We start from the raw sequence: 15,017 nt of genomic DNA on the forward strand, positions 1-15,017 counted from the left end.
CGGAATTCAGCAGAATTTCCGAGCAGGATGAATCTCTTAGGATTCGAGGATGGAGCGGACGAGCCGGTCCAAATGGATGTGTGCCGGAGGGTAGAGACCATGTCGGGAGACGCGCGGGTCTAAGCGGGGGAATTGGTAATCCTTTGGATCCCACCGGTCGGGCCATTCATCCGGAAGTTTGGGAGGAGCGATTTCGACAGGCTGACCACTGCGGAAGCCCCGAAGGTATCCAGGCTTACTCTCGTGATCGGTGGTGGACCGGATGGCCGAGCAGGCGGTGAAGAGAACCTTGATCCCATGGAGGCCTGCGCCTCGAAAAATGGGCTCGGCGATCCTGCGAACGAGGTCTTCCAAGAGCGAACGATCTTCCGGGCGGAAGAGATCAATCTTGGTCGCACAGAGGACGACACTTCGTAGGCGGCCTGGGAAGAAGGCATCGTCGAGCGGAGTAAAGGAGCGTCCGAGGAAGGATGCCATGCGGGACCAGATTGTGTCGATCCGGGCGAGAAGGCTACCGATTGCCGAAAGGAGGGCATGTTGGTCGCGTAGGAGTGGGGGGCCACCGGAAAGGATCCATCCGACGTCGATCGGGATGACCAAGGCGTCCGCCTCGGCGAGAAGTCTTTCGAGAGGGCGGATTCGTTGTTCGTGGTATTGGCGGAACTTCTCTCCGAAGTAGCTGCCAGTTTCGGAGGTAGTCGTCTGAAGAGAAGTAGGGACAGGAGCGAAATCTTCGTTCGCTACCCGGTGATCGGGCTCGAACACACGAGTGCAGAGGGTGGCCGGGCTCGTGAGATAACGACCTCGCCGAGTCGCCTCGATCATCATCTGCGCATAATGATCGGCGATTTCCTGAGCCGGAGAGTTTTTTCCGATCATTTCCCGAAGATTCGTGATCCCTTTGACCGAATCGGGATCGAGATGATCAGGGTAGAGATTGAAAATGGCGTTGCTCCAGCTTTCGTAGTCCCCGGCTCCGAGAAAGTCTGCGATATTCTCTCCGGGGAAATCGATAAAATCGAGAGTGAGGTCCCGCTTCCAAGGTTTGGGATGAGCGGCGCGGAAGCGAAGAGCTGCCGGTTTGACCGTAATCTCCGGCCAGAGCGCTTCTTCGGAGGCCTCACGGAGAATCCGATCCAAGGGGATCTCGGGTAGATCAGCGGGATAGGGGTGGACGCTGTGACTCGTCCAGCCCTCGTTGGTCCCGAGGAATCGATCTGGATTCTTCCGGAGGTGATCCAAAATCGACGAAAGAAGAACCGATTTTCCCGAATGCCTCGGACCAACCGTGACGATGCGGCGGTAGCGGCTTACTTTCGGAAAGGGGGAACGCATAAAAGATTCGATCCTCCCTAGACTGACCGAACTTCCCGTTTCATCAACGGTTCTTTTTGCCGGGAAAGGAAAGGGAGATCTTCAAGCCAGCTCCCTTTTTCGGGTGTGGCTACTGAGAATCGGGGTAATATTGGCAGGATTGCTCAGAATGATCAGATTATCTCCCTCATTCAGAATCGTGTCATGGGCGGGATGCTGGACGATGGACTGATCGGACCGTCGAATCGCCAGAACGATGAAATTCGCCTGTGATTTTTGTTCGAACTCCCGAATCGAGTGCCCCACGAAATCATCCCCTTGGTTGAGGGCAAGTTCATCCAGCTCGACCCCGAGAACCTTGAGATCGTTAGAGAGAAGGGTCATCCGGCTGCTGTCCCCGAAGAGTTCCATAATCGTGGGGCGAAGAATGCTCTCGGCCATCCGCGAGGCACCAATGGCTGCAGGAAGCACCACCTCGTCGGCTCCCGCCTGCTCGAGCTTCTTCTTCGTGGAAGGCTGTTCGCCGCGGGCAATAATACGAATCTGTCGGTTGAGGTTTCGTGCCGTGAGCGTGATGAACACATTGATGCTGTCGATCGGGAGAACCGTAATGAGCGCCTGCGCCCGTTTGATTCCTGCATCGATTAAAACGGACTCCTCCTCAGCAGAACCTCGCACAGTCAAATATCCCGAGTCGCTGGCCATTGCGATCCTCTCTTCATCACTGTCCACGATCACGAAAGGAAATCCTTCCTCGTTCAGTTCTTGGGCAATGATGCGCCCAATGCGTCCGTATCCACAAATGATGGTATGATCTTTCAAATTTTCGATATTTCGTGATTTCATAAGATTCCCGACTGCCCGGTTAATTTCCCCCTCCGCGATGATCCGAATAAACCCCCCAGCGATGTAAAGGCCGATCGTCGTCCCGGAGAGGATGAGCCCCATGGTAAAAAAGCGCTCGTAGTTGGTATCGATCCCCGTGTCTCCATAGCCCACGCTGAAAATAGTGATAATCGTCATATAGAGGGCTTCGGTGTAGGAAAATCCTCCGATCAATTCGTAGCCCACGGTCCCAATGAGAAGGATGCAGCAAAAGAAGAGTAATCCCCGTTCCATCTGCTGGATACCGGGACTTCTTTCCAGTCGCTTTCGCCGGATCGACTTCCATTGGCTTTTCATTCAACGCTTTCAGCAAGATCGGTGCCTTCGTGCTTTGATACCATAGTTAAGTAGGCTAATCTATCAACCTGGTTAAAAAAGTATCGCCATAGGTATGGCTAACTGTTTCTATCAAAGCATGAGAAGAAAACGGATTCAGCTCGAGGGACAAACGGCCTACTACCATGTGATGAGCCGGACGGTGAATGGGGAGGCTCTCTTTGGGGACCGTGAGAGGGAGGTTTTGCGGAAGATGATCTGGCAGGTGGCTGATTTCTCGGGGATTCGGGTGGTTACTTACGCAGTGATGAAGAACCACTTCCATATCCTAGTGGAAGTGCCGGCGGAGGTTAATATTTCGGATGCGGAGTTGGTGCGTCGGTATCGTCGGCTTTATCCGAAGCCTACGCCTTGGAATCCCATGCCGGCGGAGGTTTTAGAGGAGCATCTTCGGGAGAATACTTCGGAAGGGAGGGATTTGCGGAAGAGCCTTTTGCGCCGGATGGGGGATGTTTCCTGGATGATGAAGACTCTGAAACAGCGTTTTGCGATGTGGTTCAATCGGTCGCGGGACCGTTTTGGACCGCTTTGGTGTGAGCGGTTTAAGAGTGTTCTGGTGGAAGGGGATCGTTGGGCTTTACGTACGGTGGCTGTCTATATCGACTTGAACGCGGTTCGGGCGGGGTTGGTTGAGGATCCTAAGGATTACCGGTTTTGTGGGTATGCCGAGGCGCTCGGTGGAGGCCGGATGGCTCGGGGTGGGCTTTCGGTTGTGGACAAGGATTTGGCCGGGTATCGCCAGACTTTGTATGGAGCCGGGGCCGGGGAGAAGGATGAGAAGAAGTCGATCTCTCGGGAAGAAGCGGTGCGGGTGTTGGAAGAGGAGAAGGGGAAATTGCCTCTGTCGGTGGTTTTGCGGTGCCGGGTGCGGTATTTTACGGATGGGATGGTGCTGGGATCGCCCTCGTTTGTGGAGGCGCAGGTTCAGGGAGGTCCGGGGAAGCGTCCCAAGCGGGTGCATGCGATGACCGGGACTGATTGGGGTGGTTTGGCGGTTGGGACTGGACTGCGATCCAAGCTGTTTCGTTAGGTTTGCAAGTGTAACGTCCACTCCTTTTGGAGCTGGCCAAAATTGCTAGTGGACTGCTAGAAATAGGGCATGATCCACTACCTCGAATCTGTTCTCGATATCGTCCGGAAGCGTAATCATAGCGAGCCGGTCTTCATTCAAGCGGTTGAAGAAGTTTTACCTTCTCTGGAACCGGTGATTGCGGAGCATCCGGAGATCGAATCGTTGAATCTTTTGGAGCGGGTCTGCGAGCCCGAGCGGCAGTTCATTTTTCGAGTGGCTTGGCAGGACGATGCGGGGGATGTTCATGTGAATCGAGGGTTTCGCGTTGGATTTAGCAGTGCACTGGGCCCGTTCAAGGGTGGGTTGCGGTTTCACCCGACGGTGAATCTGGGCGTGATTAAGTTCTTGGCCTTTGAGCAGATTTTCAAAAATAGCCTGACGGGGCTTTCTCTCGGCGGGGGAAAAGGTGGCTCAGACTTTGATCCTCGAGGGAGGTCGGATCGTGATGTGATGCGTTTCTGTCAAAGTTTTATGACGGAGTTGCACCGTCATATCGGGCATCAGACCGATGTCCCGGCTGGGGATATCGGTGTGGGGAGCCGCGAAATTGGGTATTTGTTTGGACAGTACAAGAGGTTGACGAATCGTTACGAAATGGGGGTGATCACCGGAAAAGATGCTTCTTGGGGTGGATCTTTGGCTCGGAAGGAAGCCACAGGGTATGGATGCGTCTACTTCGCGGAAGCGATGCTGGCCGAGAGAGAGGAATCTCTTGAAGGGAAAACTGCGGTGGTTTCCGGATCGGGGAATGTGGCGCTCTACACCATTCAGAAACTTCAGCAGAAGGGAGCGCGGGTGATTTCCTGTTCTGACTCGGATGGATCGCTCCATGCTCCGGAGGGAGTTGATTTTGATTGTTTGAAGAGTTTGAAGGAGATTGAGCGTGATCGCCTCTCCAACTATCCGACAAGTCGAGGCGGCGTAGAATTCCGTTCGGGGCAGAACGTCTGGGATATTCCCTGCGACATGGCTTTTCCTTGCGCCACCCAAAACGAGTTATCGGCAGAGGATGCGGAGAAATTGATCGAGAATGGCTGTAAAATGGTTTGCGAGGGCGCGAACATGCCTTGTGAGCCGGGTGCGGTCGCCCGTTTCCACGAGGAGGGCATCCTCTTCGGTCCGGCGAAGGCGGCCAATGCTGGCGGGGTGGCAGTGTCCGCTCTGGAGATGCGCCAGAATGCCTCTTTGGAGCACTGGACTTTCGCTGAGGTCGATACCATGTTGCAGGATATTATGAAGGGGATTCATCAGCGCTGTAAGAACTTTGCCGGGATTTATGCCACCCCGGAGAATTATCAAGTAGGTGCGAATATCGGGGGATTCGTTCGGGTGGTTCAGTCGATGCGAGCCTTCGGATTGTCCTAGTTTCTACGGACTTGCATTTTATGGTGTGGGAATCAGAGTACGGTTTCTGCCAATCCTAATGGTCGATTCCCATACATTCAGTCTTCAGGGCCAACTCCTTCACCGGGAGCTTCGCGAATTGGCGCGCCCGGAAACAGTGCTCTCTCTCTTTCAGGTTTTGGAGAGCTACCAGCATGCACTTCAGTCGATCGATAGCCCGGAAGAGATCATTGGTCTTACCACGGAGTATTTACAGGGTATCGGAATGTTTCGGTCGATGGGATTTTATCTTGGAGATCTGAATACAGGGGAGTGGACCGATACTCGCTGTGAGCCAAAATCCCTCAGTGAGGAGATCTCTGACTTCCTCAGGGAGCAGATGGGGAATGACCGGTTCAAGGTGGCCCTTCGACAGAGTCGGTTCGTCCCTATCTCTCTAACCAACTCCAATTTGGGGAAGGTCGCGATCTTTCAAAGGCTTTACACTCAAGACACGACGCACGGTATCTTTGTCGGGATCCTGAAATCGGATATTGATACCCAGGTGCAGACAGAGTTGAGCCTTTTGTCTTTCTTCCTTTCGGAAGCATCCAATCTTCTCGAAAATCTCCGATTGCGGGGGGAAATCGAGAAAGAGAAATCGCTTCTCGAGAATCGGGTGGAGGAACGGACGGTGGAGCTGAGTGAGGCCAAGGAAGTGGCCGAAGCGTCAAGTCGTGCAAAGAGCGAATTTTTGTCGGTGATGAGCCATGAGCTCCGAACCCCGATGAACGGGATCATCGGATTTACGAATCTTTTGCGAGATTCGGAGCTCACGGAGGTGCAGTCGGAGCAGTTGGACCGGATCGACTCCTGTGCGGAAGGTTTGCGGGAGATCATCGATGACATCCTCGATTATTCGAAAATTGAATCAGGTCGTTTGGATATCACTTCAGAGCCGTTATCGGTCCGCGATTTGGTTGAAAGTGTTCTTGAAGTCCATGCTTGGCCTGCGGTGGTGAATGGGAACGAGGTGGTTTCCCGCTTTGCTCCGGACGTCCCTCGCTGGATCCTTTCCGATAGCTCGCGGCTCCAGCAGATCCTTTCCAACTTAGTCAGCAATGCGATCAAGTTCACGCGCAAAGGCGAAGTCACCGTCCAGGTAACCCGGGCGGACATGCCGGAGATTGAGGATAATCCGGATCTGGTCGGTTTGCGTTTCGAGGTTGCGGATACGGGCGAAGGGTTCGATCCGGATCGGAAGGAAGATATGTTCCGACCCTTCATCCAAGGAGACTCATCGGATCGCCGGCGACATGGTGGCACAGGTATTGGTCTGGCGATTGTCAACCGGTTGGTCTCTCTCATGGGAGGGACGGTAGAAGCCTTATCGACCGTGGGGGAGGGGGCGACTTTCTCCTTTTCCATAATAGCGTATCTAACGGAGCCGATGGAAGAAGCACCGCGGTCTCCGGACCTTTCCGGCGACCGGATTGTGGTCTACTCGGCCTCCAAGCCGATCCGGGAAAGTCTGGATTCCTATTTGGTGCATTGTGGGGCTGATTCCTTGTCGGTCGATAGTGTGGAATCGGCTCGGCAAGCGTTGAAGGAGTCGGCTGATCTCTTGGTTTTCGATGTTTCAGAGAGTCCACCTACTGGAATGAACGCCTTAACTTCGATTCTTTCCGATTTCGGGGCGAATCCGCCTCCGGTTATCGCGGTGGGAACGGTTGAAATTTTTGAGGAAGAGTTCCGCCCTATCGGAAAAGCCTTGGTCGGGCGCATCGTGAAGCCGATCCGCGAGCGGGAAATCGCCCGTATCCTGCGGGTTTGGAAAAATGCGGATGAAGATCCGGCGGAGAATGTGCGATCTGAAAAGCCAGATGTGGATCACCAGATCGCGAAGAAGCATCCCTTGAGTATTCTGGTCGTGGACGAGAAGGCGATCAGTCGTAAGGTTCTGATGATGAGCTTAGCCTCTTTCGGATATCGCGCCGATGGGGTGGAAGCCCCTGATCTTGCGCGGGATGCGATGCGTCGGCGGGCGTATGATTTGGTTTTCATCGGCGAGGAAAAGTCCCAACCCTTCTCGCATGAGAAGGTCATGACTTTGAAGAAATTTCACAGCGATGAGATGGGATGGCCGAAGCCAGTCTCCGTCTATCTCTGCAGTGCTCAGCCCCCAGAAACTTTTTCGGAAGAAATGGAGAGCGGCTTGATTCAGGGCGTTCTTCGCCGCCCCACTCGGTGGCATCTGCTGCGAGAGTTGTTGTCGGACCACCGCGGTTAGCCCATTTTCGGGAATTCCTGAGGGATTGGGCGCCGCGGCGTTGCGTTCCTCCAGTGAAGCACTATTCGTGTACGGTATGGAGTCTTCCACCAAATTTCCGGATTTCGATTTGCAGGCAGTCCGAGCGGATTTTCCGGTTCTTGCGCGGGAAAAGTATGGCCGTCCGCTCGTTTATTTTGACAACGCGGCTTCGACCCAGAAGCCGCAATGCGTGATCGACCGGATTGCCCGGTTCTACTCCTACGGGTATTCCAATATCCACCGCGGTCTCCATTTTCTCAGTGAAGAGGCTACGGCAGACTATGAAGCGGCACGGTCAACGGTAGCGGATTTCCTGGGAGCAGCGTCTCCAGACGAGATCGTTTTCACTCGCAATGCGACGGAGTCGATCAATCTGGTAGCGTCGACATTTCTCGCCGATCACGTGCCGACGGGATCGTCCATCGTCCTCACGGTGATGGAGCATCACGCCAATATCGTTCCCTGGCAGCTGGCCGCAGAGAAACTGGGGTTGAAGGTTCGACCCGTGAAGATCACGCCTTCGGGTGAGGTGGATCGGGAGGATTTCCGGAAAGCCTTGGATGAGAACGCGGGGATGGTGGTATTTTGCCATGTCTCGAATTCCCTGGGGACGATCAACCCGGCGAAGGAGATGGCTTCGGAGGCGAAAGCCAAGGGGTTACCAGTGCTTATCGACGGAGCTCAAGCTGCGCCCCATATTCCGGTGAATGTTCAGGATCTTGACTGCGATTTTTATGCCTTTTCAGGGCACAAGGTTTTTGGCCCGACCGGAATCGGAGTTCTCTACGGAAAGGCGGAACGGCTGGCATCTCTCCCTCCCTATCAGGGCGGGGGCGACATGATCGAACGGGTTTCGTTCGAGGGGACGACCTTCGCGCCGCCTCCGGCTCGTTTTGAGGCCGGTACTCCCCACATCGCGGGAGCGATCGGGCTTGCCGAGGCGATCCGGTATTGCAAGAAGTTGGGCTACGCGGCGATGGAGGCTCAGGAGCAGGCCTTATTGGCCAAAGCGACTGCCGGATTGCGTGAAATTTCCGGGGTCCGGATTGTTGGGGAGGCTCCGAACAAAGTCGGCGTGGCCTCTTTTGTCGTAGATGGGGTGCATCCGCATGACCTCGCCACATTCCTGGACCGGGACGGTGTGGCGGTGCGGGCCGGACATCATTGCACCATGCCGCTGCTCGAGTTTTTGGGGCTCACCGCCACGACGCGTGCCTCCTTTGCGTTCTACAACGATCTGCAGGAGGTGGATGTTTTTCTCGAAAGCCTCCAGAAAACGATCGATCTCCTGCGTTAGGCTTTCCGGATGCGCAGGTATGCGATCCCGGCGGGAATCGATCCCGCCGCTACGAGAAGGATCGCAAACAAGGTGAAGGAAATTGTGGGCGGGGTGAGGAGCGAGACCAAGGCTCCAAATGTCCAGATAGCGGCGAGGAATTTCACCGGAATGGATCGGTAAAAGTGCCCGAGCACAAACGCGGCGACCGCTAGAAGAATAGAGATCGACGCGGGGACCAAGACGGAGGGGAGTTGTCGGACGATACTAAAGGAAGCAGTCATCCAGATGAGTCCGGCCGGAATAAGAAAATGACGGGATCGCCAGTATGGGTGGAAGCGGGAGCCGGGGCCTGCGATGTAGAGCAGGCAGATCAGTCCTCCGAGGATTAAAGACGGCAGCCAGATGAAAAGCGCGGTGTTCACGGCGAATTCGTAGTGCATTCGCAGGGCTTCCGATGCTGCACATTTGGCGGCGATCAGGGTGCCAAAGCATCCGAGAAACAGCAGTCCGCGAAGACTTGCCGTATCGAGGACTTCAGGAATGGGGGGATTCCGCGGGTTCATGTTCTTGATTGAAGGCATCGGGATGAAATCCGAACCATGTTGCGAGAGTGATCCGGAGGAGGACTGGGTAGATCAGAGCGGGGAGTAGAAAAGAAAAGACCACTCCCAGCGAAATGGCCAGCCAGGCTGGAATCCAGCCGAGGGAGATCATCAGCAGGATGGGGCAGACTACGAAGAGGACCACCAAGACATAGCCGACGACGGTCGTCCCCAGCGTGACTCCACTTTCTTCCTGGAAGCGCAGTCCGCAATAAGGGCATTCGGGACTCAGTCGGAATCCCCATAGGGGCATGGTTTCGGGCTGGGAAGCGTCGCCTCGAAATAATCCCGGTCCTCCACATTGGGGGCAGCAGCCGGAAAGGCAGTTGTGAATCACTACTTTTCGGTCTGGGGGGAGGACGGGTTGGGATCGATCTCCATCTCGTCGGATTGTGTCGTCTTCGACCATTGGTAAAAACAATAGCCGAAAATCGGGAGAACGAAAAGCATTCCTCCCACTTTCATGAAAAGTCCTCCGAGCACCTGATCGTCGATCGGGCTCAGATCGATGATTCGGGGAGCCCATTCATAGGTTGGGTAGAGCACATTGCCGGACATGGTCAGGATGCCGAAAACTGGAAGCTGGGCGATCATGAGGATGAAAAGCATCAACAGCCGTCCCGGATAGCTGACAGTGGGGAGAACTTTGGAGGGGGAGAAGAGGTTCCAGGCGATTCCCAATCCGGGAACCCAGATTGTTATGTGCTCGACGATATGGATCGTCTTGTTCGCTAAAGCGGCTTCATACAGGGAGGGAACGTGCCAGAGGCTGAACGTGAGGGAGAAAATGGCTCCCGTGACCACCGGATTGAGAATTTTACGGAGGAATTGAACCAGGCCCGGATGCCGATTGAGAAATTGGTCCAGAAGCTCGGGAGGAAGGCCGATGATGGAAAGCACGGGGGTCACATACATCAGGATCAAGTGCTGAATCATGTGGACGGAGAACAGGTAATCTTCCCCGATTTGATCCAGTGGTGATCCAACCGCGAGATAGCTGAGAATCAGCGCGGTAAAAAAGCAGACGACTCTCCATACAGGAACGGTGGCACCCGAGGGGCGAAACGGTCCGATCCACAGGGCGTATAGCCAAGCGGGAATCAGGAGTCCGGCCAGCAGGAGGGGTTCGGTATGCCAGTGGAGGGTCATCTAACTGCGCAGTGTGGCACGAATCGCGCCTTTGGCAAAGTGGAAGTCAGGACCTTTCTGGGTTCAGGCAGCTTTCGTCAAAGAATTTAGCCAGATAACAGCTATTGGAAGTCACTTGCTTCTACGCTTGAGGGATTAGGCAATCTGTGCTCTCATTTGGCTACTATGGATCGTCGTCAATTTTGCCAGCTAGTGAGTGCCGGAATTACTACCGGTGCGCTCGGGCTATGGCCGTTGAGATCCTTCGCTGCGTCGGCGGGCACCTATACGGTGCGCAAAGGCGACACTCTTTCGGGCATCGCTAAGCAGTTCGGCACTTCAGTGCAATCGCTGCGATATGAGAACGGTATCAACGGGGACCTGATACGAGTGGGCGATGTTTTGCAGTTACCCGGTGGCGGTGGAGATATGCTAACCGAGGTGCGCCGGGTTTCCGAACCCAAGCGGGGCGGCCTGCGGACCTGGCGTTACATTGTGGCGCACCACTCAGGCGTAGACACCGGGAATGCGGAGATTTACGGCAACTACCATCGAAATAAGGTCGGGATGCGTAACGGACTGGCCTATCACTTTGTCATCGGCAACGGCTCCAAGTCGGGAGACGGTGAGATTGAGATTGGGCCGCGTTGGGATCGTCAGCTCAATGGGGGTCATGTGAAGAGTGCCGAAGTGAACAATCACGGGGTGGGAATATGCCTAGTGGGGAACTTTCAGAATGGCCGTCCGAGCCCTCGGCAGATTGCAGCTTTGACCTCTTTGAGTGGATACCTTCGGGAGCTGATTCCGAACCGAACCAAATATGCGGTCCATAAGGAAATCGATGGTCGCAATCATACGGTCTGCCCGGGTCGCTATTTCCCAACCTCTCAGATGCATGAGAAATTTCCCGACGAGTGGTGATTGAGATCCGCCCGGTATTCGGGAAAGTCGGACGGGGATGAGCCCGAGGCCTTTTCTATCTTGAAAGGTGTTTTCCTTTGATGGTTTGGAGGATGTCCGAAACCTTGGGCGGACGGATGGGTTTGGTGAGGTGTCCGTCAAATCCGATCCCGTTGGTGCGGTCGCAGGCTTGTGGAGTTTCGTCGGCAGTTTGAGCGACGACCAGAGGTAGCTGACCCGAGCGCTTGGAAATGATTTTTTCACCGACCTCAAACCCGCTCATCGTGGGCATATGGAGGTCGAGAAGAATCAAGTGGTAAAGATTTTTGGAGTTGAGTTGGAGAGCTTCTTCTCCGCTTGCGCAAGTCTCCGGTTGGGCACCGAGCTTCTTAATGAGATGTTGGAGAACTTTGCGATTCGTCGGCATATCATCGACGATAAGGACCCGTATTTCACCATAGTCCTCAGGATTGGCCTTTTCCTCTTCCGTTGAAGACGCCAGTTCCTCCTTGCTGCTTGGCTGGGCCAAGCGAGCATTTTGGCTGAGGGTTTCCTGAAAATGGGATTTCATCGGTTAGTCTTGTATTAGAAATACAACCAGCTCGACTGACACAATGGGGAAAGAGGGAAGCCGTCGAAAAGTCGTCTTTTTGATAGAATGTTAACGATGGTTTTACGAACAATAAGGTTCACTGCTTCCCCACGACCGAATCAGTCCACGTAGACGATTGCGTCTGTAGCAGTTGCAATCCTTGGGGACTTATTAACCGTTAAGACTAGATGCCTGCACCCAAGCCTATTCTTCTCTGGTTTCGAAAAGATCTTCGGTTACGCGATAACGCCGCCCTTGCTGCCGCGATGGATGCGGGTCGAGAGATCATTCCTGTATTCATTTGGGATGACGAGGGAGAAGGGAATTGGACGCCGGGAGCTGCCTCGCGGCTCTTTCTGCAGAGAGCGTTGGAGTCTTTGAAGAAGGATTTGGAGGAGCATCGTCTGAAGTTGGTTCTGCGGAAAGGGGACAGTCAAAAAGCGTTGGAGAAACTGCTGGAGGAGACGGGGGCTATGGGGGTTTATTGGAATCGTCGGTACGATCCTGCTGCCGTTCAGCGTGATTCTGAGATAAAGCGATGGCTTCGCGAAAAGGAATGGGAGGCGGAGAGTTTCAATTCCTCCCTTCTTTATGAACCGTGGGAAGTGTCGACGCAGCAAGGCAAACCATTCCAGGTCTATACTCCCTTCTGGAAGAGAGTTGGCGCCCTCGATCGTCCCACTCCTATCGAGGTGGATTTGCGTAAATTGCGAGTGCCGGAGAGTTTTCCCGAGACGGACTCCGTCGCCTCTTTGGGGCTCGTCCCCGATCATCCTTGGGTTGAGAAAGTCGACCGCTACTGGAAGGTGGGAGAAGCTTCGGCGGAGAAGATTCTATCGGACTTTTTGGAGGATGCTGTTGATGACTACAAGGAAGCGCGGGATTTCCCTGCTCAGCACGGAACTTCGCGTCTCTCGGCCTATCTTCACTGGGGATTGATCGGGCCGCGGCAGATTTGGGAGGCGATCGTGGAAGCCGGGAGAGAGAAGTCCTCAGGAGGGCAGTGCTTCATCTCCGAGATTGGCTGGCGTGAATTTGCTTATCACGTTCTGTACCACTTTCCCGATACGCCGGAGAGTCCACTGCGGGAGAAGTATGAAGATTTTCCTTGGGAAGAAGACGAGGAGGTTTTGCAGAGATGGCAGCGCGGGAAGACAGGGTATCCTATTGTCGATGCAGGCATGCGACAGCTCTGGGAAGAAGGGTGGATGCATAATCGGGTGCGAATGATTGTCGGCTCGCTCCTCGTGAAGCATCTGCTGCATTCCTGGTCTCACGGAGCCCGTTGGTTCTGGGATTGTCTGGTCGATGCTGATTTGGCCTCGAACACTCTTGGTTGGCAGTGGTCCGGAGGATGTGGGGCAGACGCGGCACCCTATTTCCGGGTTTTCAATCCGATGACCCAAGGCAAGAAATTCGATCCGGAGGGGGACTACGTGCGTCGCTACGTGCCGGAGCTGGCCGATTTGCCCACGAAGGTGATTCATGAACCGTGGGAAGCTTCCGAGGAGGTTCTCAGGGAGGCCGGGGTGCGTCTCGGAGACAATTATCCGAATCCGATCATCGAACATAAAAAAGGGCGCGAACGGGCCCTGGCGGCCTTCGAGAAAGTAAAGGGGTGAGCCGGATGAAGATTCGTCAGTTGGTCGTGGTTCTTGGGGATCAGTTGGATTCCCGGGCGAGCTGGCGCCACGATTTCGACTCAGAACAAGACGCTCTCTGGATGGCCGAAGTGGCGGCCGAGTCCCGTTACGTTTGGTCGCACAAGCAACGGATTGCCTTGTTTCTCTCCGCTATGCGGCATTTTGCCCGGGAGCGGGAGGAAGAAGGGCTCAATCTTTTCTACACAACCTTGGAGGAAACGGACCCCCGGAACACTCTGGGTTCACTCTTGGAGAAGTTCCTTAAGGATCACGACGTTGGGGTGGTGAAGATGGTTCTGCCCGGGGAATGGCGGGTGCTGGACCTTCTGCGCAAAGCTGTCGATCGGTCAGGCGTAGACCTCGAGATCCTGCCCGATCATCACTTTTTCTCGTCTCCGGAGGACTTCGAAGAGTGGGCGGCGGGGCGGAAGCAACTCCGGATGGAGTATTTTTACCGGGAGCTGCGGAAGAAGGAATCGGTCTTGATGACCCAGGACGGGGATCCCCTTCAAGGACGTTGGAATTTCGATGAGGAGAATCGGGAATCCTTCGGCAAAGAGGGACCAACCGACGTGCCCAAGCCCTATCAGCCCCGACAGGACGACATCACCCGCGAGGTGTTTGCCCTCGTCGAGGAACGATTTGGCGATCACCCCGGTTCTCTCGAAGACTTTTCCTGGCCGGTTACGGAGGCCGAGGCGGGTCGCGCTCTCGAGGATTTCATTGAGCACCGACTTGAATCTTTCGGGAATGTCCAGGATGCCATGTGGACCGGAGAACCCTTCCTCTTTCACTCGCGAATCTCCTCCGCTCTCAACCTCAAGCTGCTTGATCCGCGCCGGGCCGTGGAAAAAGCCGAAGAGGCCTATCGCTCGGGCATGGTTCCTATCGCCGCCGCCGAAGGCTTCATCCGCCAGATCCTCGGCTGGAGGGAATACGTTCGCGGCGTTTACTGGCACCTCATGCCCGAATACCGGGACCGCAACGAGCTGGAGGCTGAGGAGGAGCTCCCAGAGTTCTATTGGACGGGGAAGGCTCCCATGCGATGTTTGAGCGAAGTCGTCGATCAGACTCTCCGCTGGGGCTACGCTCACCACATCCAGCGCCTCATGGTCACGGGCCTTTATTCACTCCTCCTTGGAGTCCGCCCGCAGAAAGTGCACGAATGGTATCTCGCCGTTTACATCGATGCAGTGGAATGGGTTGAGCTTCCGAACACCCTCGGAATGTCGCAGTATGGTGACGGCGGAGTGATGGCCTCGAAGCCCTACATCGCCAGCGGAAAGTACATCCAGCGAATGAGCAACTATTGCCAGGAGTGCCAGTTCAACCCTGTCAAGGCCGTGGGAGAGGACGCCTGCCCCTTTACCACCCTCTATTGGGATTTTCTTGACCGGCATCAAGACCGCCTTCAGGACAATCGTCGGATGCAATTCCAGGTGAAGAACCTCTCACGCAAAACCTCGGACGAGCTCGGAAAAATTCGTAAAAGGGCGCAGGAGATCCGGCAGAATAGTGGTATTCCGGCGTAATGGTAGAAGAGTTGTGTGAATGACGTCTATTAACGGCGTTGAGCTTCGCTTCTCACTCCCTTGTCAATTTAATAAGTAACCAGGTTAAAAAGAATTGACC

13 protein-coding genes are annotated in these 15,017 nt (G+C 54.9%); 7 read left to right on the plus strand and 6 right to left on the minus strand.

The genetic code is table 11. The features are described 5' to 3' along the window. Positions 1-36: 36 nt before the first annotated feature. Positions 37-1,335, minus strand: coding sequence for a YcjX family protein (locus tag H5P30_RS20665; protein WP_185694813.1), 1,299 nt, complete (start codon positions 1,333-1,335; stop codon positions 37-39). A gap of 81 nt (positions 1,336-1,416) precedes the next feature. Further along, a complete protein-coding gene (locus tag H5P30_RS20670; protein WP_185694814.1) occupies positions 1,417-2,496 on the minus strand; it encodes a potassium channel family protein in 1,080 nt (359 codons plus the stop codon). Positions 2,497-2,614: 118 nt separating this feature from the next. Here H5P30_RS20670 and H5P30_RS20675 point away from each other — a divergent pair, with 118 nt between their 5' ends. The 4 genes from H5P30_RS20675 (at position 2,615) to H5P30_RS20690 (ending at position 8,538) form a co-directional block, all read left to right on the plus strand. After that, positions 2,615-3,565 (plus strand): transposase, encoded by a 951-nt coding sequence (locus H5P30_RS20675; protein ID WP_185694815.1) that lies wholly within the window; start codon positions 2,615-2,617, stop codon positions 3,563-3,565. Positions 3,566-3,634: 69 nt separating this feature from the next. After that, positions 3,635-4,972: an NADP-specific glutamate dehydrogenase gene (gene gdhA, locus H5P30_RS20680; RefSeq protein ID WP_185694816.1), complete on the plus strand. Its 1,338-nt coding sequence runs from the start codon at positions 3,635-3,637 to the stop codon at positions 4,970-4,972. Between the two features lie 58 nt (positions 4,973-5,030). Next, the gene (locus tag H5P30_RS20685; RefSeq protein ID WP_185694817.1) at positions 5,031-7,220 is read left to right on the plus strand and encodes an ATP-binding protein; all 2,190 of its coding nucleotides are present in this window, start codon (positions 5,031-5,033) and stop codon (positions 7,218-7,220) included. A gap of 76 nt (positions 7,221-7,296) precedes the next feature. Further along, on the plus strand, positions 7,297-8,538 hold the full coding sequence (locus H5P30_RS20690; RefSeq protein ID WP_185694818.1) for an aminotransferase class V-fold PLP-dependent enzyme: 1,242 nt from the start codon (positions 7,297-7,299) through the stop codon (positions 8,536-8,538). On the opposite strand, the gene H5P30_RS20695 is transcribed toward H5P30_RS20690, so the two are convergent. From H5P30_RS20695 to H5P30_RS20705, 3 genes are all read right to left on the minus strand, one after another. Further along, positions 8,535-9,101, minus strand: coding sequence for a hypothetical protein (locus H5P30_RS20695; RefSeq protein ID WP_185694819.1), 567 nt, complete (start codon positions 9,099-9,101; stop codon positions 8,535-8,537). The genes H5P30_RS20690 and H5P30_RS20695 overlap by 4 nt on opposite strands. Next, positions 9,055-9,375, minus strand: coding sequence for a DUF983 domain-containing protein (locus H5P30_RS20700; RefSeq protein WP_185694820.1), 321 nt, complete (start codon positions 9,373-9,375; stop codon positions 9,055-9,057). Before H5P30_RS20700 ends, H5P30_RS20695 begins: the two co-directional genes overlap by 47 nt. Positions 9,376-9,458: 83 nt before the next feature. Beyond that, complete coding sequence (locus H5P30_RS20705; protein WP_185694821.1) at positions 9,459-10,271, minus strand: cytochrome c oxidase assembly protein; 813 nt, start codon at positions 10,269-10,271, stop codon at positions 9,459-9,461. Between the two features lie 165 nt (positions 10,272-10,436). Here H5P30_RS20705 and H5P30_RS20710 point away from each other — a divergent pair, with 165 nt between their 5' ends. Continuing rightward, positions 10,437-11,171, plus strand: coding sequence for an N-acetylmuramoyl-L-alanine amidase (locus tag H5P30_RS20710; RefSeq protein ID WP_185694822.1), 735 nt, complete (start codon positions 10,437-10,439; stop codon positions 11,169-11,171). A gap of 55 nt (positions 11,172-11,226) precedes the next feature. Here the strand turns inward: H5P30_RS20710 and H5P30_RS20715 are convergent, their stop codons facing one another. Beyond that, positions 11,227-11,721: a response regulator gene (locus H5P30_RS20715; protein WP_185694823.1), complete on the minus strand. Its 495-nt coding sequence runs from the start codon at positions 11,719-11,721 to the stop codon at positions 11,227-11,229. Between the two features lie 209 nt (positions 11,722-11,930). Here H5P30_RS20715 and H5P30_RS20720 point away from each other — a divergent pair, with 209 nt between their 5' ends. Together H5P30_RS20720 and H5P30_RS20725 are read left to right on the plus strand one after the other, a co-directional pair. Then, a complete protein-coding gene (locus H5P30_RS20720) occupies positions 11,931-13,364 on the plus strand; it encodes a cryptochrome/photolyase family protein (RefSeq protein WP_185694824.1) in 1,434 nt (477 codons plus the stop codon). 5 nt (positions 13,365-13,369) lie between these two features. Then, a complete protein-coding gene (locus tag H5P30_RS20725) occupies positions 13,370-14,917 on the plus strand; it encodes a cryptochrome/photolyase family protein (protein WP_185694839.1) in 1,548 nt (515 codons plus the stop codon). Positions 14,918-15,017: the final 100 nt, after the last annotated feature.

Source organism: Puniceicoccus vermicola, from assembly GCF_014230055.1.
Classification (GTDB): Bacteria; Verrucomicrobiota; Verrucomicrobiia; order Opitutales; family Puniceicoccaceae; genus Puniceicoccus; species Puniceicoccus vermicola.

Bases quoted from the DNA above. Each gene is read 5' to 3' on its own strand.
- H5P30_RS20665 (WP_185694813.1), bottom strand. From the start codon at position 1,335: ATGCGTTCCCCCTTTCCGAAAGTAAGCCGCTACCGCCGCATCGTCACG.
- H5P30_RS20670 (WP_185694814.1), bottom strand. From the start codon at position 2,496: ATGAAAAGCCAATGGAAGTCGATCCGGCGAAAGCGACTGGAAAGAAGT.
- H5P30_RS20675 (WP_185694815.1), top strand. From the start codon at position 2,615: ATGAGAAGAAAACGGATTCAGCTCGAGGGACAAACGGCCTACTACCAT.
- gdhA (WP_185694816.1), top strand. From the start codon at position 3,635: ATGATCCACTACCTCGAATCTGTTCTCGATATCGTCCGGAAGCGTAAT.
- H5P30_RS20685 (WP_185694817.1), top strand. From the start codon at position 5,031: ATGGTCGATTCCCATACATTCAGTCTTCAGGGCCAACTCCTTCACCGG.
- H5P30_RS20690 (WP_185694818.1), top strand. From the start codon at position 7,297: ATGGAGTCTTCCACCAAATTTCCGGATTTCGATTTGCAGGCAGTCCGA.
- H5P30_RS20695 (WP_185694819.1), bottom strand. From the start codon at position 9,101: ATGCCTTCAATCAAGAACATGAACCCGCGGAATCCCCCCATTCCTGAA.
- H5P30_RS20700 (WP_185694820.1), bottom strand. From the start codon at position 9,375: ATGCCCCTATGGGGATTCCGACTGAGTCCCGAATGCCCTTATTGCGGA.
- H5P30_RS20705 (WP_185694821.1), bottom strand. From the start codon at position 10,271: ATGACCCTCCACTGGCATACCGAACCCCTCCTGCTGGCCGGACTCCTG.
- H5P30_RS20710 (WP_185694822.1), top strand. From the start codon at position 10,437: ATGGATCGTCGTCAATTTTGCCAGCTAGTGAGTGCCGGAATTACTACC.
- H5P30_RS20715 (WP_185694823.1), bottom strand. From the start codon at position 11,721: ATGAAATCCCATTTTCAGGAAACCCTCAGCCAAAATGCTCGCTTGGCC.
- H5P30_RS20720 (WP_185694824.1), top strand. From the start codon at position 11,931: ATGCCTGCACCCAAGCCTATTCTTCTCTGGTTTCGAAAAGATCTTCGG.
- H5P30_RS20725 (WP_185694839.1), top strand. From the start codon at position 13,370: ATGAAGATTCGTCAGTTGGTCGTGGTTCTTGGGGATCAGTTGGATTCC.